This is a genomic window from Vreelandella aquamarina, from assembly GCF_044805175.1.
Taxonomy (GTDB): Bacteria; Pseudomonadota; Gammaproteobacteria; order Pseudomonadales; family Halomonadaceae; genus Vreelandella; species Vreelandella aquamarina_B.
On sequence record NZ_CP085232.1, the window covers coordinates 2,890,028 to 2,914,051 of the forward strand.

General features: G+C 55.8%; 18 protein-coding genes. 10 read left to right on the forward strand and 8 right to left on the reverse strand.

Annotated elements, in window-relative coordinates:
- Positions 1 to 6 precede the first annotated feature (6 nt).
- The 6 genes from LG300_RS13440 to hemN form a co-directional block, all read right to left on the reverse strand.
- Positions 7 to 828, reverse strand: coding sequence for a peptidylprolyl isomerase (locus tag LG300_RS13440; protein ID WP_404375823.1), 822 nt, complete (start codon positions 826 to 828; stop codon positions 7 to 9).
- Positions 829 to 867: 39 nt separating this feature from the next.
- A complete protein-coding gene (gene narI, locus LG300_RS13445) occupies positions 868 to 1,560 on the reverse strand; it encodes a respiratory nitrate reductase subunit gamma (RefSeq protein WP_404375824.1) in 693 nt (230 codons plus the stop codon).
- Positions 1,561 to 1,570: 10 nt separating this feature from the next.
- The gene (gene narJ / locus LG300_RS13450; RefSeq protein WP_404375825.1) at positions 1,571 to 2,395 is read right to left on the reverse strand and encodes a nitrate reductase molybdenum cofactor assembly chaperone; all 825 of its coding nucleotides are present in this window, start codon (positions 2,393 to 2,395) and stop codon (positions 1,571 to 1,573) included.
- On the reverse strand, positions 2,388 to 3,950 hold the full coding sequence (gene narH, locus LG300_RS13455) for a nitrate reductase subunit beta (protein WP_404375826.1): 1,563 nt from the start codon (positions 3,948 to 3,950) through the stop codon (positions 2,388 to 2,390). Before narH ends, narJ begins: the two co-directional genes overlap by 8 nt.
- Positions 3,947 to 7,729 (reverse strand): nitrate reductase subunit alpha, encoded by a 3,783-nt coding sequence (locus tag LG300_RS13460; RefSeq protein ID WP_404375827.1) that lies wholly within the window; start codon positions 7,727 to 7,729, stop codon positions 3,947 to 3,949. Before LG300_RS13460 ends, narH begins: the two co-directional genes overlap by 4 nt.
- A gap of 187 nt (positions 7,730 to 7,916) precedes the next feature.
- Positions 7,917 to 9,302 carry an oxygen-independent coproporphyrinogen III oxidase gene (hemN, locus tag LG300_RS13465; RefSeq protein WP_404375828.1) on the reverse strand — a complete coding sequence of 462 codons (1,386 nt, stop codon included), beginning with the start codon at positions 9,300 to 9,302 and terminating at the stop codon, positions 7,917 to 7,919.
- A gap of 377 nt (positions 9,303 to 9,679) precedes the next feature.
- Here hemN and LG300_RS13470 point away from each other — a divergent pair, with 377 nt between their 5' ends.
- On the forward strand, positions 9,680 to 10,126 hold the full coding sequence (locus LG300_RS13470; RefSeq protein ID WP_404375829.1) for an Rrf2 family transcriptional regulator: 447 nt from the start codon (positions 9,680 to 9,682) through the stop codon (positions 10,124 to 10,126).
- A gap of 40 nt (positions 10,127 to 10,166) precedes the next feature.
- Here the strand turns inward: LG300_RS13470 and LG300_RS13475 are convergent, their stop codons facing one another.
- Positions 10,167 to 11,378 (reverse strand): NnrS family protein, encoded by a 1,212-nt coding sequence (locus tag LG300_RS13475; protein WP_404375830.1) that lies wholly within the window; start codon positions 11,376 to 11,378, stop codon positions 10,167 to 10,169.
- 198 nt (positions 11,379 to 11,576) lie between these two features.
- On the opposite strand from LG300_RS13475, the gene hmpA reads away from it, so the two are divergent.
- From hmpA to LG300_RS13520, 9 genes are all read left to right on the forward strand, one after another.
- Positions 11,577 to 12,749, forward strand: a complete 1,173-nt coding sequence (gene hmpA, locus LG300_RS13480) for an NO-inducible flavohemoprotein (RefSeq protein ID WP_404375831.1) — start codon at positions 11,577 to 11,579, stop codon at positions 12,747 to 12,749.
- A 607-nt stretch (positions 12,750 to 13,356) separates the two neighbouring features.
- The gene (locus tag LG300_RS13485; protein WP_404375832.1) at positions 13,357 to 15,066 is read left to right on the forward strand and encodes a methyl-accepting chemotaxis protein; all 1,710 of its coding nucleotides are present in this window, start codon (positions 13,357 to 13,359) and stop codon (positions 15,064 to 15,066) included.
- A gap of 349 nt (positions 15,067 to 15,415) precedes the next feature.
- The gene (locus tag LG300_RS13490; protein ID WP_404375833.1) at positions 15,416 to 15,718 is read left to right on the forward strand and encodes a c-type cytochrome; all 303 of its coding nucleotides are present in this window, start codon (positions 15,416 to 15,418) and stop codon (positions 15,716 to 15,718) included.
- Positions 15,719 to 15,745: 27 nt separating this feature from the next.
- Positions 15,746 to 17,887: a transcriptional regulator NosR gene (gene nosR / locus LG300_RS13495; RefSeq protein WP_404375834.1), complete on the forward strand. Its 2,142-nt coding sequence runs from the start codon at positions 15,746 to 15,748 to the stop codon at positions 17,885 to 17,887.
- Positions 17,888 to 17,890: 3 nt separating this feature from the next.
- A complete protein-coding gene (gene nosZ / locus LG300_RS13500; RefSeq protein ID WP_404375835.1) occupies positions 17,891 to 19,771 on the forward strand; it encodes a TAT-dependent nitrous-oxide reductase in 1,881 nt (626 codons plus the stop codon).
- A gap of 67 nt (positions 19,772 to 19,838) precedes the next feature.
- On the forward strand, positions 19,839 to 21,119 hold the full coding sequence (locus tag LG300_RS13505; protein ID WP_404375836.1) for a nitrous oxide reductase family maturation protein NosD: 1,281 nt from the start codon (positions 19,839 to 19,841) through the stop codon (positions 21,117 to 21,119).
- Positions 21,120 to 21,148: 29 nt separating this feature from the next.
- Positions 21,149 to 22,096 carry an ABC transporter ATP-binding protein gene (locus tag LG300_RS13510; RefSeq protein ID WP_404375837.1) on the forward strand — a complete coding sequence of 316 codons (948 nt, stop codon included), beginning with the start codon at positions 21,149 to 21,151 and terminating at the stop codon, positions 22,094 to 22,096.
- A complete protein-coding gene (locus LG300_RS13515; protein WP_404375838.1) occupies positions 22,093 to 22,917 on the forward strand; it encodes an ABC transporter permease in 825 nt (274 codons plus the stop codon). Before LG300_RS13510 ends, LG300_RS13515 begins: the two co-directional genes overlap by 4 nt.
- Positions 22,918 to 22,939: 22 nt before the next feature.
- Positions 22,940 to 23,476: a nitrous oxide reductase accessory protein NosL gene (locus LG300_RS13520; RefSeq protein WP_404375840.1), complete on the forward strand. Its 537-nt coding sequence runs from the start codon at positions 22,940 to 22,942 to the stop codon at positions 23,474 to 23,476.
- Positions 23,477 to 23,562: 86 nt separating this feature from the next.
- On the opposite strand, the gene LG300_RS13525 is transcribed toward LG300_RS13520, so the two are convergent.
- Positions 23,563 to 23,955: a ribonucleotide reductase subunit alpha gene (locus LG300_RS13525; RefSeq protein ID WP_404375841.1), complete on the reverse strand. Its 393-nt coding sequence runs from the start codon at positions 23,953 to 23,955 to the stop codon at positions 23,563 to 23,565.
- Positions 23,956 to 24,024 lie beyond the last annotated feature (69 nt).

The window sequence follows — 24,024 nt, forward strand, 5'->3', positions numbered from 1 at the left end:
GCTCTCCTATTGCATCAAGCTACCGCCGGCATCGTCATCTAACACAATACCTTCAACGCCTATTTCGCTTTCCAGCGCTAAGAGATAGTGGCGTAGAGCACGACGAGTTGACTGCTCACGCAGGTGATGATGAACACGCTCGGCAACCTGCTCATAAGTTAACGCTTGTCCTTCACGGCGCTCGTCAATACTGACCACATGCCAACCGTAGCGAGAAGCTAAAGGGCGTTCATGCAGCCCTTCCGGTAGGTGCTGCAAAGCGCGGTCTAGCTCGGCAACGGTCTGCCCCGGCACTAGCCACCCTAAATCACCATCGCTCTCTTTTGACGGACAGGCGGAATGACGTTGAGCAAATTCAGCAAAGCGCTCGGGGATCTGGTTGAGTTCTTTGAGCAGCTCTTCGCCAAGTTGATACGCTTCGTCGCGCCCTTGGGAGTCATCGGGAGCGGCTGCTAGTAGGATATGCCGAACCCGTAATTGCGTCGGCTCGCTGAAGCGCTCTCGGTGCATGTCAAAAAAGCGCTGGCAATCTTCCTCAGTAGGTTCAGGCACCTTTAGCTCTTGCTCAAGCAAGGCGGCGATGACGCTATCTTCTTGGAGATCGTCTTGTGACTGTGCCGGTAGCAAGCCCAGTAAGTGTGCACGCTGGCGCAGCAGTTCTTTAACGACGAGCGCACGGGCCGCCTGTTGCTGGGCCTCCCCCGCCGTTTCGGCGGGGTGGTACTGCATTTCTAGCGCAATCGCCTCTTCATCAATAGCGACATCACCGACACGTATCGGGGGCGGCGCTGCCCGCCCAGGTAGCTGTTCGATATCAATCATTTGCATGTTATTTCTCCTCTCCGTATGGTCAAACAAAGTCAGTTCTCAAGCGCGCCGACGAACAAGCTGGTAGCGCCGCGTGATATACCCAAGCGGTACGCTCCAGACATGGACCAGACGTGAAAAGGGGAACAACAGGATGATGGTAAGGCCCAGGAAGATGTGGAGCTTGTAAATCCACGACACTTCCTGCATATAGTCCGCCGCACCACCGCTAAAGAAGACGATCGACTGCGCCCAGCTAGAGAGCGTCAGCATCATCTCGCCATCCATATGCCCGAGCGAGAACAGAATCGTCACCATCCCCAGCCCGGCTTGTGTCACCAGCAGCCCCAGGATCAGGGTATCCATCAGGCTGGACGTTTGGCGTACCCGCGGGTTAAAGAGGCGACGGTGCAACAGCATCGCGCCGCCCACCAGGCACATAGCACCGGCAATGCCACCGACCACAATCGCAATCAACTGTTTGGTACCGGCGTGTAGGAACGGCTCGTATACCCAGTGCGGGGTCAACATACCGACCAAGTGCCCAAAGAAGATCGCAATAATGCCGATATGGAACAGGTTGCTGGCCAGCCGCATGTGTTTCGATGAGAGCATCTGGCTAGAGCCGGTTTTCCAAGTGTATTGGCCATGATCAAAACGCACTAAGCTGCCGACCAGGAACACGGTGCCGACCAGATAGGGGTAGTAACCGTAGATTAAATGGGTGACATACTGCGCAATCGCGTCGTACATGACATCTCTCCTATGAACGATCGGCGGACGGAGCGGAAGAGTTAGCTGGAGCAGGAGCGGGCATAATCCGCACCGGCTGGCTCTGAACGGTGTGCTTACGCTCAGCTAAGCGACGCCCTTCAGCGGACTGCAACGCACAATCTTCATCCGACGTTGCCGAGAAACGCACCGCTTCTTCTTCCCATACCGCGTCTAGCGCTTCTGGGGTGTTATCAGGCGCTTCGTTCTTCACCTGGGGCCGATGCTCTTCCACATCGCTTTCTGCCCCAATCATCGCCAGCAGCGTTAGGGGAACCAGCGCGTGGTCAGCCTCACGCTCCTCTAGTCGGGCAGTCAGCAGCGCCAGGATATGGCGAATTTCACCTAACCAACGGCCGATATCTTCTTCGCCACATAGGGAGAGGTATTCCAAGAACACCGGCAAGTGATCCGGCAGTTCACGGGCGGCCAGTTCAAAACCGGCCGCTTGATACTCATCCATTAAGTCGACCATGGCTTGGCCCCGGTCACGAGACTCACCGTGGACGTGCTCAAACAGCAGCAGCGACGTGGCCCGCCCTTTGTCGAAGATAGCGACATACTCGGCTTGCAGTTCGAGCAGGTCACCGTCATGAATGCGCTGGCACCAGTCCATCAATGACGTCTTGATGCTGGCTCCCAAACGGCGCTCTGCATCAAGAATCTCGATCATTTCGCCACAGGCATCCTGCAGCTCCTGGGTCGGATACTCGAGTAAGCGAGATAGAACACGCAGGCTTCGCATGCCTTCTACTGGCTCAAATGACGGCTCTACTGAGGCGGATGAGACAGTTGTCTGAGTAGTGGCTTCAGTCATGGCGAGCATCCTCAAGGTGTGACTGCGGATCAAACACATCGACCGGCTTGACCAAGACGCTGGTTTGCGAGCGGCCGTTAAATAGGTTGGCAGAACTTTCCCCGTGGCAGCCGTCCCCAAAGGAGAAGCCGCAGCCGCCGCGCTCGGGGAAGGCTTCGGTGGCCATCTCCCGGTGGCTGGTGGGGATCACGAAGCGGTCTTCGTAGTTGGCAATCGCTAGGTAGCGGTACATGGCTTCTACCTGGGCTTCGCTGAGTCCGACGGCTTCGAGTACCTCGGGGTTGGCGTTGCCTTCCACGTGCTTGCCGCGCATGTAGACGCGCATCGCCATCAGCCGTTTGAGGGCGAGCACCACCGGTGCTTCGTCGCCCGCGGTCAGTAGGTTGGCGAGGTATTTCACCGGGATCCGCAGCGATTCGATCTTGGGCAGTACGCCGTCGAACTCGACGTGTCCGGCCTCGGCGGCGGACTGGATCGGGGACAGCGGCGGGACGTACCAGACCATCGGCAGCGTGCGGTACTCGGGGTGCAGCGGTAGGGCCAGCCCCCAGTCGATGGCGAGTTTGTAGACCGGGCTCGCTTGGGCGGCCTGGATGACGTTGTCGGGAATGCCGTCTCGTTTGGCTTGGGCGATCACCTCGGGGTCGTGGGGGTCGAGGAAGATCTCGCATTGGCGGTGGTAGAGGTCGCGTTCGTCCGGCGAGCTGGCCACTTCTTCAATGCGGTCGGCGTCGTACAGCAGGACGCCGAGGTAGCGGATGCGGCCGACGCAGGTTTCGGAGCAAATGGTCGGTTGTCCGCTCTCAATACGCGGGTAGCAGAAGATGCATTTTTCGGATTTGCCGCTCTTCCAGTTGTAGTAGATCTTTTTGTAGGGGCAGCCGGAGATGCACATCCGCCAGCCGCGGCATTTGTCTTGGTCGATCAGGACAATGCCGTCCTCTTCGCGTTTGTAGATGGCGCCGCTTGGGCAGCTGGCCACGCAGGTGGGGTTCAGGCAGTGCTCGCAGAGGCGCGGCAGGTACATCATGAAGGTGTTTTCGAACTGGCCGTAGATATCCGCCTGGACGTTGTCGAAGTTGGCGTCTTTGCGCCGTTTGGCGAACTCGGTGCCGAGGATCTCTTCCCAGTTCGGGCCCCATTCGATCTTGTTCATGCGTTCGCCGGACACCAGCGAGCGCGGGCGGGCGACCGGCTGGTGGTCGCCGATCTTGGCGGTGTGCAGGTGCTGGTAGTCGAACGTGAAGGGTTCGTAGTAGTCGTCCATCTCGGGCAGGTCGGGGTTGGCGAAGATGTTCGCTAATACCCGCCATTTGCCGCCGATGCGCGGTTCGATCCGGCCGTCCGGGCGGCATAGCCAGCCGCCTTTCCATTTGGCTTGGTTTTCCCACTCTTTGGGGTAGCCGATGCCGGGCTTGGTTTCGACGTTGTTGAACCAGGCGTATTCCATGCCTTCGCGGCTGGTCCAGACGTTTTTGCAGGTGACCGAGCAGGTGTGGCAGCCGATGCATTTGTCGAGGTTAAGGACCATGCCTACCTGGGAACGAATTTTCATTTCATGGCCTCCTGTACGGTGTCATTGCCTTCGCCGTCCAACCAGTCGACGTGTTTCATTTTGCGCACCAGGACGAACTCATCGCGGTTGGAGCCGACGGTGCCGTAGTAGTTAAAGCTGTAGGAGAGCTGTGCGTAGCCGCCGATCATGTGGGTGGGTTTGGGGCAGACGCGGGTGACGGAGTTGTGGATGCCGCCGCGGGTGCCGGTGACTTCTGAGCCGGGGACGTTCACTTGGCGCTCTTGGGCGTGGTACATCATGACCATGCCGTCTTTGACCCGTTGGCTGACCACGGCCCGCGCGGCAATCGAGCCGTTGGCGTTGTAGACTTCGATCCAGTCGTTGTCTTCGATGGCCATGTCGGCGGCGTCGGCTTCGGAGAGCCAGACCACGGGGCCCCCCCGGTTGAGGGTGAGCATCAGCAGGTTGTCGGAGTAGGTGGAGTGTATCCCCCACTTTTGGTGCGGCGTGATGAAGTTTAGCGCTTTGCTCTTGTAGCCGTTGTCGGCGGGCAGCGGGAAGCCTTTGGCCGCTTTGGTGTCGATGGGCGGACGGTAGACCAGCAGGCTTTCGCCGAAGGCGCGCATCCAGGGGTGGTCTTGGTAGAACTGTTGGCGGCCGCTGACGGTGCGCCACGGAATGAGTTCGTGGACGTTGGTGTAGCCGGCGTTGTAGGAGACGTGCTCATCTTCCAGGCCGGACCAGGTGGGGCTGGAGATAATTTTGCGCGGCTGGGCGACGATATCGCGGAAGCGGATCTTCTCCTCTTCTTTGGGGTGCGCGAGGTGGGTGTGGTCGCGTCCGGTGATCTTGGAGAGCGCTTCCCAGGCTTTGACCGCGACTTGGCCGTTGGTTTCGGGGGCGAGGGTCAGGATCATCTCGGCGGCGTCAATGGCGCTATCGATCTGCGGGCGGCCTTGGTGCGGCCCGTCGCTCTTGCGGTGGTTGAGGTCGCCGAGCAGTTTGACCTCTTTGTCGGTCTTCCAGGCGATGCCTTTGCCGCCGTTGCCGATCTCTTCTAACAGCGGGCCGATGGAGGTGAAGCGCTCAAAGGTTTCGGGGTAGTTGCGCTTGACCTCGATCAGCGCGGGCATGGTCTTGCCGGGAATCGGTTCGCACTCGCCCTTCTTCCAGTCTTTGACCTCGGGTTGGGCCAGTTCGCCAGGGGAGTCGTGCTGCATGGGCAGGGTGACCAGGTCGGTCTCTTCGCCCAGGTGGCCAACGCAGACCTTGGAGAAGGCGTTGGCAATGCCTTTGTAAATGTCCCAGTCGCTGCGCGACTCCCACGCCGGGTCGGTGGCCGCGGTGAGCGGGTGGATAAAGGGGTGCATGTCGGAGGTGTTGAGGTCGTCTTTCTCGTACCAGGTGGCCGTGGGCAGCACGATATCCGAGTAGAGGCAGGTGGTGGACATGCGGAAGTCGAGGGTGACCAGCAGGTCGAGCTTGCCTTCCGGTGCTTCGTCGCGCCAGACCACTTCGTCGGGTTTTTGGCCGCCGAACTCGCCCAGGTCTTTGCCCTGGATGCCGTGGCGGGTGCCGAGCAGGTACTTGAGCATGTACTCGTGGCCCTTGCCGGAGCTGCCCAGCAGGTTGGAGCGCCAGATGAACATGTTGCGCGGGAAGTTTTCCGGGGCATCCGGGTCTTCAGCGGCAAAGCGTAAGTCGCCGCGTTTGAGCTGTTCCACCGCGTAGTCGGCGGTGCTCATGCCCGCGTCGGCGGCCGCTTTGGCCAGCCGCAGGGGGTTGGTGTTGAGCTGGGGGGCGGAGGGCAGCCAGCCCATGCGCTCGGAGCGGACGTTGAAGTCGATCAGGCTGCCGGGGTACTCGTCGGCCTTGGCCAGCGGCGATAGGATCTCTTTGATCTCGAGCTTCTCGTAGCGCCACTGGGAGGAGTGGTTGTAGAAGAACGAGGTGGAGTTCATGTGGCGCGGCGGGCGCTGCCAGTCGAGGCCGAAGGCCAGGGGCGTCCAGCCGGTTTGTGGGCGCAGCTTCTCTTGCCCGACGTAGTGGGCCCAGCCGCCGCCGCTTTGGCCGATACAGCCGCACATGACCAGCATGTTGATCAGGCCGCGATAGTTCATGTCCATGTGGTACCAGTGGTTCATCCCGGCACCGACGATGATCATGCTGCGCCCTTGGGTTTTATGGGCGTTGTCGGCGAATTCCCGGGCAATGCGGGTGCACTGCTCGGCGGAGACGCCGGTGATTTTTTCCTGCCAGGCGGGGGTGTAGGGGCGTACCTGGTCCAGCGACGTGGCGCCGTCGTCGTCGCCCTCCCCCACAAAGCCGCGGTCGATGCCGTAGTTGGCGCACATCAGGTCAAAGACGGTGACCGCCAGCATCTCGCTGCCGTCGGCTTTTGTCAGCCGTTTGGCGGGCAGGTTGTGGAACAGCAGGCCGTCGGCGGCGCCGTCCCCTTCCCCTTTGACGTGGTCGAAGTGGTCGTGCTCGATGCCGCCAAAGTAGGGGAACGCCACGCGGGCGACGTGGTCATGGTGCTTCGCCAGGCTGAGCAGCGGGGTGATGGCGGTGCCGTCGGCATCCAGCGGTTCCAGGTTCCACTTACCGACATGCTCGCCGGTCTCTCCCCAGCGGAAGCCGATGGAGCCCCGCGGCACCACCAGCTGGTCGCGCTGCTCGTCCCAGGCCACGGTTTTCCACTCGGGGTTGTTCTCCTGGCCCAGCGCGGCGTCGAAATCGCTGGCCCGCAGCTGGCGGCCCGGGGCAAAGCTGCCGTCTTCGCGGGCTTCCAGCTCGACCAAAAACGGCATGTCGGTATAGCGGCGCACGTAGTCGGTGAAGTAGGCGCTGGGGGTCTCCAGGTGGAACTCTTTGAGGATGACGTGCCCCATGGCCATGGCCAGCGCCGCATCGGTGCCCTGCTTGGCGGAGAGCCACTCGTCGGTGAGCTTGGAGACTTCGGCGTAGTCCGGGGTGATCGAGACCGTCTTGGTGCCCTTGTAGCGCACTTCGGTAAAGAAGTGGGCATCCGGGGTGCGGGTTTGGGGCACGTTGGAGCCCCAAGCAATGATATAGCCTGAGTTGTACCAGTCGGCGGACTCGGGCACATCGGTCTGCTCGCCCCAGGTCATCGGCGAGGCCGGTGGCAGGTCGCAGTACCAGTCGTAGAAGCTCATGCAGACGCCGCCAATCAGCGACAGGTAGCGGCTGCCCGCCGCGTAGCTGACCATTGACATGGCGGGAATCGGCGAGAAGCCAAGAATCCGGTCCGGGCCGTACTGCTTGGCGGTGTAGACGTTCGAGGCCGCGACCAGCTCGGTCAGCTCGTCCCAATCACCGCGCACAAAACCGCCCATCCCGCGGGCGCGCTTGTACTGCTTGGTCTTGGCCGGGTCTTCAACAATCGACGCCCAGGCCTCTACCGGGTCCGGGTGCGCGTTGAGCGCCTCGCGCCAGAGCTTGAGCAGGGGTTTGCGAATTAGCGGGTACTTAAGGCGGTTGGCGCTGTACAGGTACCAGGAGTAACTGGCGCCCCGCGGGCAGCCGCGTGGCTCATGGTTGGGCAGATCGGGGCGGGTCCGTGGGTAGTCGGTTTGCTGGGTCTCCCAGGTCACCAGGCCGTTTTTGACATAGATTTTCCAGCTGCAGGAGCCGGTGCAGTTGACCCCGTGGGTGCTGCGCACAACTTTATCGTGCTGCCAGCGGGCGCGATACCCCGCCTCCCATTGGCGCGACTCACCGCGCAGTTCCCCATGATCATTGGCGAAAGGCTCCCGGGCCTTCCGAAAGAAATTTAGCCGATCGATAAAGTGACTCATGGTCGCTCTCCAGGCTCCTCAAACGTGTGCACGCCCCGCGTGAGCGGGTTCCATGGCGACCAGTCTGAGCGATCAACGCCTGAATTACTGCGTGATTACCTCCATATACCGCCCCTCTACCCCTAAGGGGATAGCGCCACCCACCGCAAGGGAATAGGAGGTGGGTGGCTATTCAGTTCACATCTCGCTATACCGTTCGTGAGTAGCGGTTTTCCTGGGGCGTTAGGTAAGCATCAAAGGCCATCGCCAGGTTGCGCATCATTAGCCGACCGGCCGGCAGCACTTCAACCTCACCGTCACGCAGCACAATTAAGCCATCATCCGCCATCTCCTCCAGCGCTTTCAGTGCCGTCGCAAAGTAACTGCGGAATTCAATGCCATGCTGGGCTTCGATTGCGGCAAAGTCGACGCGCCCGTGGCACATCAACGCGTTGATAACATCACGGCGCAGTCGGTCATCGTCGCTGAGCCGATAACCACGAAACACCGGTAAACGTCCTTCATCGAGGCGATGCTGATATTGGGCGGTCTCCTTGACGTTCTGACTATAGGTGTCGCCCACCTTGCCAATCGAGGTGATACCTAGCCCGATCATGTCGCAGTCAGCGTGGGTAGAGTAGCCCTGAAAGTTGCGCTGCAACGTGCCGTTTTCACGGGCGAGACTTAGTTCATCCTCGGGCAGAGCGAAGTGATCCATGCCGATATAGACATAACCGGCGGCGGTCAGGCGTCGAATGGTCAGCTCCAGCAGCTCTAATTTACGCTCTGGAGGAGGCATATCTTCAGGTCGAATCAGTTGTTGGGCTTTGAACAGTTTAGGCAGGTGCGCGTAGCTATAGGCAGCAATACGATCTGGCCGGAGTGCAATAATCTTCGCCAGCGTCGTATCAAAGCTCTCCACCGTTTGTAGGGGTAAGCCATAGATCAGGTCGACACTCACCGACTCAAACCCTGCCTCACGGGCCGCTTTGACCAGCTCAATGACCTGCTCTTCACTCTGGACGCGATTAACCGCCTGCTGCACCGCGTGGTCGAAGTCCTGCACACCGAAGCTCAAGCGATTGAACCCTAATGCATGCAACTCGTGCACCTGGGCAGGTGTCACCGTGCGGGGATCTACTTCTAGCGAAAACTCACGCTCGTTAGGCTCCGCGAAGTGAAAGGCCTCATCCAATGCTGCCATCAACTCGCCTAGCTGAGCGTTACTGAGGTAGGTCGGTGTACCGCCGCCCAGGTGAAGTTGCGTCATGCGCCGAGTGGCATCAAACAGCGCCCCCTGGACACGTATTTCCTGTTTTAACCACTGTAGGTATTCGGCAGCCCTTTCCGTGTTGTGGGTAATGATCTTATTGCAAGCACAGTAGTAGCAAAGGCTTTTACAGAACGGGATATGCACATAGGCCGATAACGGCTTAGGGTTAGCCGCACGGTTGCTGCGCTCCGCGGCTTGACGGTAATCATCCTCAGCAAAAGCGGTGTGAAACTGCGGCGCAGTGGGATAGGAGGTATAACGGGGCCCCGGGCGGTCATATTTTTCTACCAGGGGGCGGTTGAAGAGCAGTTCGTCTTGCATAATTGAGAAGGTCTCTTGAGATGGGGCAAAGCAAGCCTTCTTTCATTGGCAGCTGGCCAGCGCAGCGCTGGGAGGCCAACACCACCAGGCACACTGACGCGTGTAAGACTTGCCCATTATTAAATATGCGTACAATATATTTTTTAAAAACCGCCTGCACTTGCCTTGGTCAGCTTCAGGCATCCATCGAATGACGAAAGCGGCTCTTAACTGATCCGTGTCAAGAATCAGTCTCTTCACCGTGGGGTACAAAGATGCTTAACGCTAAGCGGTCACCATAGGAGCCACCGCTTAGCCCATGTTTCCATTGCATCTCATTAACCACTCATAGAGTATGGATTCACATAGGCGCATTACATTCGGAGCAAGCAAACTCCATGCATCTCACCCGATTTACTGACTACTCAATACGCGTATTGATCTATCTCGCCGCGAAAGGTGAGGAGCGCTCTACTATCAATGAAATTGCCAGCACCTTTAATATTTCCCGCAACCACTTGATGAAAGTGGTGCAGGAACTTAGCCAGAAGAATTATGTAACGGCTATTCGTGGTAAGCATGGCGGCTTACTTCTGACACGCGATCCCGCCTCCATCAGGTTAGGCGGGCTGGTACGTGAGATGGAACACGATATGTCATTAGTGGAGTGTTTCCATGAGGACAACGCCTGCATTATCACACCCGCCTGTCGGCTCCAGCCGATTTTAAATGATGCGTTGTCAGCTTTTTTTACGGCTCTCGACCGCTACACATTGGCAGACCTACTAGGTAATCAACAACCCCAACTAGCCAAGCTGATGCGCATCCCTACGGTTAGCGCCTAGCAATCGGGTACCTGGGGTTATCACTGACATTACCTATGCATCAACCATCCTGGCCGTCGACCCGTGCCGTCATCAGTGGCCACGTGTAGTGCAGCAGAAATACCCCGTATGCTAAACACCAGAAAAGGATACTCAACGTATAAGTCCAATGGGTAATCTGGGGGAATAGCGCCAGTATGGGTGAGCGTAATAGTGCTGCGAGCAACATTAAGCCTAACGCCACACCGATACCAGGTAACGTGCGTATGGGGCGGCCTGTATGGCCAAGCGATACCCTGGCCATCATTGCCAGCATCATGGTTCCCATTCCACCAATGGTTAAGGCGTGTACGGCCAGCTCGGTGCGCAGCACTCCCATCAGCGCCATTGCCCACATGATAAAGCCCAGGGGAATACAGGCGTAACTACCGTGCAGCCCCCACAACAGGGGTACTCGCCAACTATACAACCCGCCCCAGCGAGCCATGCGTATTGCGTTGGAAAACGCCGCTAGCAGCATGACCCCTGCCAGCAGTGGCGCGGGTATAGCCGCGCCTAGCAGAATGGCTAATTGCAGTAGGACAACACCGCCTGTGGTTAGCAGCACAGCCCCTTCAAGCATGGGAATAGGAGCGGGCTTTGGGCGTCCCAAACGATTAGCAGTAAACATAGCAATCACCCGCCCTCCTACGACTGTCATCATCAGTGTGATTAACAGTACGGCTAGGTAAGCTGCTTGGCGAATCATGTCGGGGTCGCCCTTCATCACTCCTAGGTGCATGGCAGCATTCGCCACCGCAAATAGCAGCAATAGCGGCACAAAGATCAAGTTGCGCCAGCGCTTCGCCTTAATCACTAGATGCGCCATCACCATCGCGACCATTGGTAAAAACGCCAAGTCAACTGCTAGCAGTAGCCCGCCAGGCAACTCCATGGGAAAAGCCATCAGCAGCCGACCTAGCAGCCATAGCAACACTAACGCCAGTAACGGCCCACCATTCAAACTTGGCAACCCTGTCCAGTTACGCACGGCGGTCAGCAAAAAGCCCCCGACCACCGCCGCAGCAAAGCCAAACAGCATTTCATGCTGATGCCAGAACACTAAGCCGCCATAGGGGCGCAGCAGAATATTGCCATGCCAGAAGGCCAGCCACACTAACAGCGAGACCACACCGAATAGCGCGGCCAGCAGAAAAAAAGGTCGAAAAGCTAAACGCAACAGCGGTAGTCGCCTTGGTCTTGCGGGGGAGTGAGAGGAAGTGGTCGTTGGCATAGCTTAATACCCTACTAAATTACTTGGAAATGAAGTGTGCGCTAGGTAGTCAATCAAAACCATGACAAGCATCAAAAATGCATCTTACTGCTTGTACAAGTGATCAAACCCTGGGGAGGGTTGGCTTTTTAGTTTACGCCCTTTAAGATGCATATTTAAAGCATCTTAAAAAACTGACCAAAAACCGAGGTATTATTCGTGCTAACCTATGAACAGGAAAAAATGATTGAAGCCACAGCTCCTGTGGTTGCAGAGCACCTGGACGCCATCACCCAGCGCTTTTATCCGCTGATGTTTACTCGTTACCCAGAGGTCAAACCGCTTTTCAATGAAGCGCATCAGCAAAGTGGCGGGCAACCCCGGGCTTTAGCCAGCGCAGTACTGGCGTATGTCCAACTGCGTAACGACCCTGCCAAAGCGCGCGCTACCCTGGCTGTTGTGGTTAGCAAGCATGTTTCTTTAGGTATTCAACCTGAGCAATACCCCATTGTTGGGGAGTGCTTGATGGCGGCAATTGGTGAAGTACTTGGTGACGCCGTCACGCCCGCTATCGCCGATGCATGGGGAGCGCTCTATAACGAACTGGCCGCCCTTCTGATTGATCTTGAGGACAAACGCTACCGGGAGTTTGAACAGCGCCCCGGCGGATGGCGCGGCACTCGCCGCTTTAACATTGCAGGCATCCGCCAAGAAAGTGCCTTAATCCGCTCTTTTGTCCTGGAGCCAGAAGATGGTGAGCCTGTGGCGGACCATGCGCCAGGCCAATACATCGGTGTCCGCTTAACCATCGGCGGAGAAACCGTCTACCGGCACTATAGCCTGTCAGACACACCTAACGGCCACAGCTACCGTATCTCCATCAAGCGCGAAGCGGAAGGGCATGTCAGCCGCTACTTCCATGATGTTTTAAAGCCTGGCGACACCATCGAATTGCTGCCTCCAGCAGGCGACCTAACGCTCGTAGAGGGTGATGAACCGCTGCTGCTGGCCAGTGGCGGAGTCGGCCAAACGCCTCTACTCCCTATTGCTCGTCAAGCGTTGGCACTTGGCAGGCAGGTTATCTACTTACACGCTGCGTTAGATGCCGATCATCACGCTTTTAGTGACGAGGTAGAAAAACTAAAAGCCGAATATCCTCAACGGCTGCTGTCTGTGAGTATCCATGAACGGGGCAGCAGCGCCGACCATGTTGGCCGTATCGACCGCTCTTTATTGGCTCGCTACCTGCCTGCTCCTACAACACGCTGCTATTTTGTGGGCCCTCAGGGCTTCATGAGCGCAGTCAATAATGCGCTTTCCGAGCTGGGCGTTGGTGAAGATCGTCGTCACTTTGAGCATTTCGGACCCTCACGTCCACTCAATGCAGCTTAGTGCTGTGCCGTGTTTTGCAGTACCGTGTTTTGCAAAAATAGTGCTTAGCAATACAGTAATTATCTGCCTAGCACTTATACGCAGAACTTATATACAGAATTCATATACAGAACTTACACATAAAACTTATGCACAAATAGTATATACATAACTTATACGCACGATATTTATAAATATAATAATTAATAAGTTAATGCTTCCCCGCATAGTTTAACGTGGTGGTAGCGGCGTTGTGGTTCAGTGGCTTCGGCAGTATCGACCGGAGCCACTTTCATGCTGTAAAAGCTAACATCACAGCGATTGCGCCCTGTATTTCACTCACCTTTCCTCACTAGCTTACTCATTCTGTATCGACATATTATTTGCTTGCGAACAAATTCGCTAACTGTAATTAATATGGTAAAACACACGGTCACAAACATGTTTTTTGACCTAGGTCAGTAATCTTCTCCCTCTTCTCATTGAATCTAACAACTACCTACTCTTTGGCGATAGGAGTTGTTAAGCCTTTTGACCACCTCGGCAAGACTTTCACCTTATATGCCAGGTTTTTTATGAATACAGTCAATTGATATTCAAAAGAATCTTGCATGGAGAAAAGGAACCCATGATGCTCAAAAAAATGAAGATCTCACAGCAACTTGCCGTTCTTGTCGTGGTGTTTTCCGTCGCCTTGATTGGGATAGGCATCTTCGGGTTATCCGAAAAGAGCACCACCTTAGACCGCCTAAAGACAGTTTATGAGGATAGGGTGATACCACTGAAACAGCTCTCCGCCATCATGGATGCTTATGCGGTCAATATCGTTGACAGCGCTCACAAGGTAAGCAATGGCAACATTAGCTGGCATGAGGGAAGTCAACATCTATCCGAGGCACAAACGGCTATTTCAACTGAGTGGGAGGCCTATTTAAACACCGCCCTGGTCGAGCAGGAGAGGCGTCTGGTTGAGGAGCTGAAGCCCTTAATTGAACGTGCCGAGAGTGCACAACGCCAGCTACAAACCATTCTTCAGCAGCAAGATCAGCCAGCTTTGCAAGACTTTATTACCAATGACATGTATCAGGCCATTGACCCAGTGTCGGAGGTGTTTGATCGGCTGATGATGGTTCAGTTAGAGGTAGCTGAACAAGAGTATGAGCAGGGGTTAGCACAATATGCCAACATGAGGATTACGTTTGTTCTGACCATGGCCGCAGCGCTGCTAATAGGCATTTTGCTAGCGTGGTACATCATTTCTGGCATTAGCCGGCGCCTAGGTGCAGAGCCAATGGCAGTGGCTGAAATCGCTAGCCAGGTCGCAAACAAACGGCTTGATATCGATATTGCAACCCGCTCAGATAAAGATGACGGTAGCGTTTTATTCGCCATGAAACGTATGGTGGAGAACTTGTCTGCCGTGATTGTCCACGTGCGCGATAGCAGCAACTCCATCCATATCGGTGCCCGTGAGATTGCTAACGGCAATGCCGACCTGTCCTCCCGCACTGAAGAACAAGCCGCAGCATTGGAGCAAACCGCCTCCAGTATGGAAGAACTCACCACCACCGTTAAGCATAACGCTGACAATGCCAAACAAGCCCGTGACTTGGCAAAAGAGGCGTCAGATACTGCCGAGCGCGGCGGCGAAGTGGTAGACCGCGTTGTCAAAACCATGCACGGCATCGCTGATAGCTCGCAGCAAATCGCAGATATCACAAGCGTCATCGACTCTATTGCCTTCCAGACTAATATTCTTGCGCTCAACGCCTCTGTTGAAGCCGCGCGTGCGGGCGAGCAGGGACGAGGCTTCGCGGTAGTGGCCAGCGAAGTCCGGAGCTTAGCCAGCCGCAGCGCCGATGCAGCACGTGAAATCAAAGCACTAATTGAAGGTTCAGTGGCACAGGTGAAACAAGGCTCTACCCTAGTGGAGCAGGCTGGTAGCACCATGGACGACGTTGTGACCGCCGTTCGTCGAGTTACCGATATCATGGATGAGATTTCTACCGCCTCTCAAGAGCAGAGCGACGGGATTGACCAAGTTGCTCAAGCAGTCGGCCAAATGGACCAGGTCACACAGCAGAACGCAGCACTGGTTCAGGAAGCTGCCTCGGCAGCGGCCTCTCTGGAAGAGCAAGCGAACCGGCTAGAAGAAGCGGTGGCGGTCTTTACGCTGTCAGGCCAGCACAGCACCAGCCAACTACCAGCCAGCATTACAAGCACTCTCTATTCAGTACCCAATAGCACTCACAGTCAGCAGAGTAAGCACGCAGAAACCACAAACACTTCTCAGCCTCAGAAGAAAAAGGCTAGCGTAGAGGAGTGGGAAGAATTCTGAAAAAGCCTCGCTAGACACCCATAAAACGCTCACTAAAACACGCATACTAGAGGAAGGGTAACCCCCTTCCTCTACGTTTCTAATGACTTATCTTTGCGATGGTAACTGGTTGAGTATTCGCCAGCCCTTACCTACCTCTAAAGGGGTAATTCGTCATCGCCAAAGAGGTAGGCGACAACAAAAATGACCCACATCAATAATGAGTTCACCTCCCTTCTTTAAAGTGATTTCTAATACTTATCGCTCCATTAGAAACCGTTTCTGAATCAGTCATCTAGGTAGAAACGCTTCACCTAGGCAGTGCAGAAGCGGTTGATTCAGCCCAAAAAGATGCATAAGGAATACTTTAATGAAGATCCTCGCCTCTGCGGTTTTTCTAGGTTTTGTCATTTCTGTTTCGGCCAACGCTCAAGCGGATGGTGAAGCCACCTACAACCAAGCGTGCATGGCCTGCCACATGACAGGTGCCGCGGGTGCTCCCATACGGGGGAATACCGAGCACTGGGAACCACGCGTGGAAAAAGGCATGGATACCCTATATGACCATGCTATTAACGGTTTCCAAGCGATGCCGCCCAAAGGTGGCCAGTTGGGATTGAGTGATGAGGAGGTAAAGGCAGCCGTCGATTACCTGCTTGAACCGGTGCTGTAACACGCTTTGACCCAAAAGGAACTCCCTATGATGCGCGTGGTTTGCCTGCTCCGTCTCACTGGTATCTGGATGAGCTTGTTGCTGCTCCTGACAATGGCACTGCCAGCCCAGGCCATTGAGCTAGAGCAGGTAAACGCGGCATTCCCTACGGCTCAGCGGCTTGAGCCTGCAAACTCCCAGTGGCCAGTCCAGCAAGTGCTCGCTGGCGACAATGAGTTGATTGGCTATGTCTTTGAAAGTGTTGACATCGCCCCGATACCCGCCTATTCGGGAAAGCCTATCAATATGCTCGTGGGTATAGACCTAAACGGGCATATTGTTCAGGCGGATGTGCTCAGCCATGAAGAACCCATTATGCTGGTGGGTATTCCTGAAACAAAATTAGCATCTTTTGCTAACGAGCACATATCGGCCCATGTGAACGATAGGCTCCGCGTAGGCGATAATCTCGACGCGATCTCTGGAGCAACCGTCACTGTCATCGTGGTCAGCGACACCATTATGCGTAGCGCTCGTCAGGTGGCCGCCGAACAGCAACTGATTGAAGACCCTTCGCTCACACCTCCCGCCCAGGTTAAACAAGACGTTTTTACCGCTGCTGACTGGAGCACGCTAACTGGAGACGGCACTATCCGCCGTTTGCACCTGACCCACGGGGAGGTGGATGCAAGCTTTGTCGGCACGCCTGCGGAGAACTACCTACGCACTCCCCAGCCCGCTGATAAAACTTTTATTGAGCTGTTCTATACGTATCTCAATCCACCTACCGCTGGCCGTAACCTGCTGGGGGAACGTGGCTACGAACAGCTTATGGCCGAGCTTGGTGACAATGAGCACGCCATTGCGGTGATGGGCCGGGGCGACTACTCCTTCAAGGGGTCTGGGTATGTTCGCGGCGGCATCTTCGACCGGATTGAGCTTTCCCAAGGAAGTACTCGGGTTAGCTTTCACGACAGCGACCACATCCGCTTAGGCAACCTAGCCATTGACGGAATACCGCCGCTGGCTGAGCGCGATATTTTCATTATTCGTGAGCAAGCGGGCTTTAATCCCGGCCAGCCCTGGCAACTGGAGCTACTGGTGCGTCGCGCCTCTGGGCCGCTGGATACCGAGTTCAGCCGTTTTAGTGCCGACTACCGCACCCCTGAAGCCTACATTGAACGACCCGAGCCACCGGTAGAAGAGCCTATCTGGGTACAGGTATGGCGCGATAAGGCTTTTCAAATCAGCGTACTCGCTGCAGGTTTACTGATCCTCACCGCGATCATGCTGTTTCAAGATGTGTTAGCGCGCCACCCCCGTGTGCTGAACCCACTGCGCCTGGGCTTCAAGATATATACCCTCGTTTTCATCGGCTGGTACTCGTTGGCCCAGCTATCGGTGGTCAATATCCTCACGTTTACCAACTCACTGATCACCGATTTCAGCTGGTCGTCATTTCTGATCGACCCGATGCTCTTTATTCTCTGGTCTTTCGTCGCGGTCAGCCTGCTGCTATGGGGGCGCGGCGTATTCTGTGGCTGGCTATGCCCCTTTGGTGCCCTGCAAGACCTGGTCAATCAGGCTGCTCGCAAACTAAAAGTGAAGCAGATTGAGGTGCCCTTCGGGCTACATGAACGGTTATGGGCCATTAAATATATCATCCTGCTGGCTCTCTTCGCCGTCTCGCTGCATTCACTGGGCAGCGCGGAACGCTATGCCGAGGTAGAGCCGTTTAAAACCGCGATTACCCTGCGCTTCCAGCGTGACTGGGGGTTCTTGCTCTATGCCTTGGGCCTCATCGCTATTTCCGCGTTTAACCACAAGTTTTATTGCCGCTACCTGTGCCCCCTAGGAGCTGGGCTTGCCATCCCCTCCCGCCTGCGCCTTTTCGATTGGCTCAAGCGGCACCGTGGCAGCTGCGGCACCCCTTGCCAAATCTGTGCCAATGAATGCGAAGTGGCCGCCATTCATCCTGATGGCCGCATCAATGCTAACGAGTGCCATTACTGTCTCGATTGCCAAATCACCTACCACGATGACCAGCGTTGTCCGCCAATGATTAAGCGCCGTAAGCGCTACGAGAAAGCGGCAGGCCTGGCCAGTGGGCGAGGTCGCGTCGAGGCCCACGACCCCGGCAGTGCCGGACAACGCAACTTGCAGCGAATCCCTACTTTTCAGGAGGAGTGACCTATGAGTGACGAGAAGAAAGCAATTGAGAACCTTGGACGCCGCCACTTTCTGCGCAACAGCGCGGTGACTGGCGTCGCTGGGGCTAGCCTGGCCAGCGGTTTTGGTGCTGGAGCACTGATGAGCAGTCGTGAGGCCCACGCTGCAGGAGCTAACAGCAGTATTAACATTGCCCCCGGCGAGCTGGATGAGTACTACGGTTTCTGGAGTGGCGGCCACTCTGGCGAAGTCAGAGTACTCGGCATCCCTTCGATGCGCGAACTGATGCGTATTCCCGTCTTTAACGTCGATAGCGCCACTGGCTGGGGGATTAGTAACGAGTCCAAGCGGATTCTAGGCGAGTCGAGCCGCTTTCTAAACGGCGACAGCCACCACCCTCATATCTCCATGACCGACGGTAGATACGATGGCAAATACCTCTTCATCAACGACAAGGCCAATACCCGGGTGGCACGTATTCGTCTTGATATTATGAAGACGGATAAGATTACGACGATCCCTAACGTTCAGGCGATTCATGGTTTACGCCTGCAAAAAGTACCTTATACCAAGTACGTTTTTGCTAACGCCGAACTGCCGATTCCCCAGGTGAATGATGGTCGCGACCTGGAGAACCCCGATAACTACTTCACCATGTTTAACGGTATCGATGCCGAAACCATGGAGGTCGCCTGGCAGGTCATCGTCGATGGCAACCTCGATAATACCGACGCTGACTATACCGGGCGCTTTGTTGCTTCCACCTGTTACAACTCGGAAAAGGGGATGACCCTATCCGAAACTATGCGCAATGAGCGCGATTGGGTGGTGGTATTTGATGTTGAGGCGATTGAGGCTGCAGTAGCAGCAGGCAACTACAAGACGCTGGGCGACTCCAACGTCCCCGTCCTAGATGGCCGTAAAGGCTCATCATTAACACGCTACATCCCCGTCCCCAAAAACCCCCATGGCGTAAATACCTCGCCGGACGGCAAATACTTTATTGCCAACGGCAAGCTGTCACCGACCTGCTCCATCATCGCTATCGACAAGCTACCCCAGCTCTTTAACGACACGATCGAGCCACGTGATACCGTGGTCGGCGAGCCGGAGCTAGGCTTAGGGCCGCTTCACACCACCTTCGACGGCAGAGGCAATGCCTACACCACGCTGTTTATCGACAGCCAGGTAGCCAAGTGGAACATCGAAGATGCTATTCGTGCATACAACGGTGAGAGCGTCAATTACCTACGCCAGAAGCTCGATGTGCACTACCAGCCAGGGCACAACCACGCTAGCTTGACCGAGTCCCGCGATGCAGATGGTAAGTGGCTCGTGGTGCTTTCGAAGTTCTCCAAGGATCGATTCCTTCCTGTAGGCCCACTCCGTCCCGAGAACGACCAGTTGATCGATATCTCTGGTGAAGAGATGAAGCTGGTGCATGACGGCCCCACGTATGCTGAGCCACACGACTGTATTCTGGTGCGTGCCGACCAAATCAACCCGAGCCGCGTATGGCGGCGTGACGACCCCTTCTTCGCCGAAACCGTGGCCATGGCACAGGCTGATGGCGTCAATCTGGAAGGCGAAAGTAAGGTCATCCGCGATGGCAATAAAGTGCGGGTTTACATGACCTCTATCGCTCCGCAATTCGGATTGACAGAGTTTAAGGTCAAACAGGGCGACGAGGTGACGGTGGTGATCACCAACCTTGACCAAGTGGAGGATCTAACCCACGGCTTCTGTATGGTTAACCATGGCGTACAGATGGAAGTTGGCCCTCAGCAGACGGCTAGCGTCACCTTCACCGCCGATAAGCCTGGGGTTCACTGGTACTACTGCAACTGGTTCTGCCATGCCATGCACATGGAAATGACCGGCCGCATGTTAGTCGAACCCGCCTAACGCTTCCTAGCGTAAGAAGTTAACGCTACTGCGGGCCGACTTGTTCGGCCCGCTGCGGGAGAACACCATGAAACCACACCGCGGCTTCTTCGGCTGCCTATGGGGGCTACTATGGCTGGCTTGGTTACCGGGCTGGGCGGTTGCCGCCGACTGGATGGCGACCCCCGGAGAACCCTTGCAGCCTTTGATTGAGCAGGCCGATAGCGGCGATCGATTGTTGCTACCGGCAGGGCGATACCCAGGCCAGATCATTCTGGATCGCACGCTGCATATTCAGGGTGAGCCGCAAGCCATCCTTGATGCTGGGGGCAATGGCCATGCAGTGATACTCACTGCGCCCAACACCATTTTAGAGGGCGTGCAGATTGAGAATTGGGGTCACAACTTGACCGAGCTAAACGCCGCCATTTTCGTTGAAGCCACCGCCCAAGGCAGCACCATTCAGCATAACCAACTAAGCGGCCCAGGCTTTGGCATTTGGCTAGATGCGGTTAGCAATGTCAGCGTGATAGAGAACACTATTCGGGGTGATACCCAGCTGCGCTCTCAAGATCGCGGCAACGGTATCCACTTGTTTAATGTCAGCGAATCCATCATTGCTGATAACGATGTGGCGCAAACCCGAGATGGTATCTATCTCGATAGCAGCCGCCACAACGTATTGCGGGACAATACTCTGCACGATCTACGTTATGGCGTGCACTATATGTACTCTTTCGATAACCGTCTGGAAGGTAACCTAACACGCCAGACGCGGACCGGTTATGCCTTGATGCAATCCAAACGCTTGGAGGTCATCGATAACCGCTCAGAGGAGGACGATAACTACGGTTTTCTAATGAACAACATTACCGACTCTATTTTGAGCGGTAACCATGTCGAAGGCGTGACCCAGCCCCTTGGTGCCGATGGCGAGGGCCTCCTCGATGGCGGCGACGGTAAAGCGCTGTTCGTCTATAACTCTCAGTTTAACCGCATTGAGAACAACCGCTTCGCGGCCAGCGATATTGGCATTCACCTAACGGCAGGCTCGGAGGATAACCTGATGGAGGGTAATGCCTTCATCGCTAATAAGCAGCAAGTGATGTACGTCGCTACCCGCGAACAGGACTGGGCCGGTAACTATTGGAGTGACTACCTCGGATGGGACTTGGACGACGATGGCATTGGCGACACTGCTTATGAACCTAATGACGCTATGGATCACTTGTTATGGCGCTACCCTTCCGCACGCTTACTCATGCAGAGTCCTGCGGTATTAGCATTGCGCTGGGTACAGCGTCAGTTTCCCGTGTTTCGCCCCCCTGGGGTTAAGGATAGCGCTCCGTTAATGAGCGAGCCTGAATGAGTGAGCCTGTCCGAGAAGGAAAAAGCCCTATGAACCCAGTGATAGAACTGCAGCGCGTGACCAAGCGGCACGGTGAACTGGTGCGCCTGGCAGAGATGAACCTGACCATCGAAAAAGGCGAGATGCTTGCCCTGCTAGGCCATAACGGTGCTGGCAAAACAACGATTATGAAGCTGATCCTGGGCCTGATTTCGCCCAGTTCAGGGCACATTGACGTACTGGGCGGTGCTCCCGACGGGCCACATGCCGATAGGCTCCGTCGTCAACTTGGCTACCTGCCCGAAAATGTCACTTTTTATGAACAACTGACCGGGCGCGAAGTGCTTACCTATTTCGCTCGGCTCAAGCAAGCCGAACGCCACCAGATAGCCGAACTGCTTGAGCGTGTCGGCCTGGTTGAAGCGGCTGATCGGCGTGTTAAAACCTACTCCAAAGGGATGCGCCAGCGCTTAGGTTTAGCCCAAGCGCTACTCGGGTCACCACAGCTACTGCTTCTTGATGAGCCAACCACCGGCTTGGACCCTGCCGCTACCCGTGACTTTTATCAAGCTGTTAATGCGCTACGCGACAATGGCTGCACCGTGCTGCTCTCCTCTCACGTGTTGCCAGGTATTGAACCCTATATCGACCGCGCCTTGATTGTTGGCAAAGGGAAGCGCCTAGCCCTGGGTAGCCTTGAGCAGCTAAGGGAGGAGGCGCAGCTTCCTCTAACGTTGCGTATTCACGGCCTGTCGCTGGAAAAGCACTCCACGCTTTGGGCTGAACTATCTACCGAACCGACATTAATCGGTGAACGCTATGTAGACATTAACGTAGCAGCGAGCAATAAAATGCAGGCTCTGCGACGCTTGGCGGCCACATCGTCTGTTGAGGACATCGACATACTGCCCCCTACCCTTGAACACCTGTATACCCACTTTTCCGCCCGCTCTGCCACTGTATTACCAGTGGAAAGCGCATCAGGAGACAACCCATGAAGGCTATGCTCATCGTCGCCGCTAAAGAGTTCCAGGATGGCCTGCGCAATCGTTGGGTACTGGCCATTACGATCATTCTTGCTGCCCTCGCGATGGGGATTGCCTATTTTGGTGCAGCTGCGAGCGGCGGGCTAGGCTTTACCTCGCTAGCCACTACCTTAGTTAGCCTCTCCACGCTGGCTGTTTTCCTCATTCCACTTATCGCCCTGCTGCTCGCTTACGACTCCGTTGTTGGCGAGCAAGAGGCGGGTACCCTGCTGCTGTTGCTAACTTATCCGTTGAGCCGTTCAGCGCTACTATTTGGCAAGTTCCTTGGCCATGGTTTCATACTCGCCGTGGCGACACTGCTCGGCTTTGGCATAGCAGGCGGTATTATCGCACTTGGCACTGAAGGTGTTTCTCTTATCGAATTAAGTGCTGGCGTCGCACGGCTGATCGTCAGCAGCGTACTCCTGGGGTGGGTGTTTTTGGCGTTTGCCTATCTCATCAGCGTAACAGTCAACGAAAAAGCGCGTGCTGCTGGGCTAGCGCTTGGGATTTGGTTCTTGTTCGTGCTGGTATTTGATTTAGTGCTACTGGCCTTGCTAGTTGGCGTCAAACAGGGTGGCCATTGGCTTCCTTACTTGATGCTACTCAACCCAACAGACAGCTTTCGTTTGATTAACCTTGCTGGTTTCGACGCTACTCAACTGGAAAGCGGCATTACTTCGTTGGCTCATCACGGTAACTTCCACCCTGCTTGGCCACTGTTAGCCATGCTGGCATGGGTCGTAGCACCTCTGTTACTGGCCGCACGCCGCTTCCATCGCCATGCTGCTTAACACTCATTAACGAGACTTCACCATGCATGCCATGCTCCCTATCTTTACTCTCATTGCCTTGCTGCTGAGCGGTTGCAACAGTGCCACCGAGAGCGCTGACCTAGCACCACCTCAGCCCATTCACGATGATGATATTTGCCATGTCTGTGGCATGCTGATTCAGCCATTTGAAGGCCCCAAGGGGCAGGCGTTTATGGAGGGCCGTAGCAACGCTTATAAGTTCTGCTCTACGCTGGATATGTTTGTTTTTCTCCAGCAACCCGAGAACCAGGCGCAATTGAGCCACGCCTATGTACACGATATCGGAGTAACTCGCTGGGAATCACCCAGTGATGAAGCGTTCATCCTAGCGAAAGAGGCTTGGTACGTTATTGGGCATAACCGGCGCGGTAGTATGGGCCACAGCTTGGCCCCCTTCTCTACGCGTGAAGATGCCACCCACTTTATAGAAGTGCATGGCGGCGACATCATCACCTATGAAGATATTAACTTAGCCCTTCTTGCTCAGCTTGGCCGTGGCGAGGGAGATGATCACGCCCACCGCCCAGAAGGTGAGTGACCACGCGCTCCAGGCCTACTATTGTCAATCGCCTCCGGCTAAGCCGGAGGCTGGTGAACGCAAGGCCACCCTTTAGGGCAGGTGCGTTAACCGATATTAACGGCTTCGCCCTGGCGATTAAACGCAAGGAGAGAGGTGACATTGCCCATCTGTAAAGACTCCATAATGCGCTGAAGCTGCCGCTCTACCTCGGCGTCATTCTGTGGATCGTCCATAGCGGCAGTGAACATGAGATCCCACTCAACCCCAGTGCGCCGGGACTCTTCCACCAAAGCCTCCATGTTACTCAACTCTTGTGTCGACTTGTCGACACATACCACCGGCACCAGTACGCCTCCTTCCCCCTGTTCAAAACGACGGCGCTGCTCGGCATCGGGGAAGTCGGGCAGCTCCGCACGAACGAACACAAACAGCAGCCGCTGGGGCTTAGGCTGCTGACGAGCTTCCTGCAGCAGATCGGCAAACGTGGCAATTGTCATAACATAGGCCTTTTGGTTACTTTCGTGAGTAAGTCGAGTGCTTATCAAGTACTTATCAATTAATTAACA

Coding starts and splice junctions, on each gene's coding strand:
- narH (WP_404375826.1), bottom strand. CDS start 3,950: ATGAAAATTCGTTCCCAGGTAGGCATGGTCCTTAACCTCGACAAATGC.
- LG300_RS13515 (WP_404375838.1), top strand. CDS start 22,093: ATGAAGGCTATGCTCATCGTCGCCGCTAAAGAGTTCCAGGATGGCCTG.
- narI (WP_404375824.1), bottom strand. CDS start 1,560: ATGTACGACGCGATTGCGCAGTATGTCACCCATTTAATCTACGGTTAC.
- narJ (WP_404375825.1), bottom strand. CDS start 2,395: ATGACTGAAGCCACTACTCAGACAACTGTCTCATCCGCCTCAGTAGAG.
- LG300_RS13440 (WP_404375823.1), bottom strand. CDS start 828: ATGCAAATGATTGATATCGAACAGCTACCTGGGCGGGCAGCGCCGCCC.
- LG300_RS13490 (WP_404375833.1), top strand. CDS start 15,416: ATGAAGATCCTCGCCTCTGCGGTTTTTCTAGGTTTTGTCATTTCTGTT.
- LG300_RS13460 (WP_404375827.1), bottom strand. CDS start 7,729: ATGAGTCACTTTATCGATCGGCTAAATTTCTTTCGGAAGGCCCGGGAG.
- LG300_RS13520 (WP_404375840.1), top strand. CDS start 22,940: ATGCATGCCATGCTCCCTATCTTTACTCTCATTGCCTTGCTGCTGAGC.
- nosR (WP_404375834.1), top strand. CDS start 15,746: ATGATGCGCGTGGTTTGCCTGCTCCGTCTCACTGGTATCTGGATGAGC.
- nosZ (WP_404375835.1), top strand. CDS start 17,891: ATGAGTGACGAGAAGAAAGCAATTGAGAACCTTGGACGCCGCCACTTT.
- LG300_RS13475 (WP_404375830.1), bottom strand. CDS start 11,378: ATGCCAACGACCACTTCCTCTCACTCCCCCGCAAGACCAAGGCGACTA.
- hemN (WP_404375828.1), bottom strand. CDS start 9,302: ATGCAAGACGAACTGCTCTTCAACCGCCCCCTGGTAGAAAAATATGAC.
- LG300_RS13505 (WP_404375836.1), top strand. CDS start 19,839: ATGAAACCACACCGCGGCTTCTTCGGCTGCCTATGGGGGCTACTATGG.
- LG300_RS13510 (WP_404375837.1), top strand. CDS start 21,149: ATGAACCCAGTGATAGAACTGCAGCGCGTGACCAAGCGGCACGGTGAA.
- LG300_RS13485 (WP_404375832.1), top strand. CDS start 13,357: ATGATGCTCAAAAAAATGAAGATCTCACAGCAACTTGCCGTTCTTGTC.
- LG300_RS13525 (WP_404375841.1), bottom strand. CDS start 23,955: ATGACAATTGCCACGTTTGCCGATCTGCTGCAGGAAGCTCGTCAGCAG.
- LG300_RS13470 (WP_404375829.1), top strand. CDS start 9,680: ATGCATCTCACCCGATTTACTGACTACTCAATACGCGTATTGATCTAT.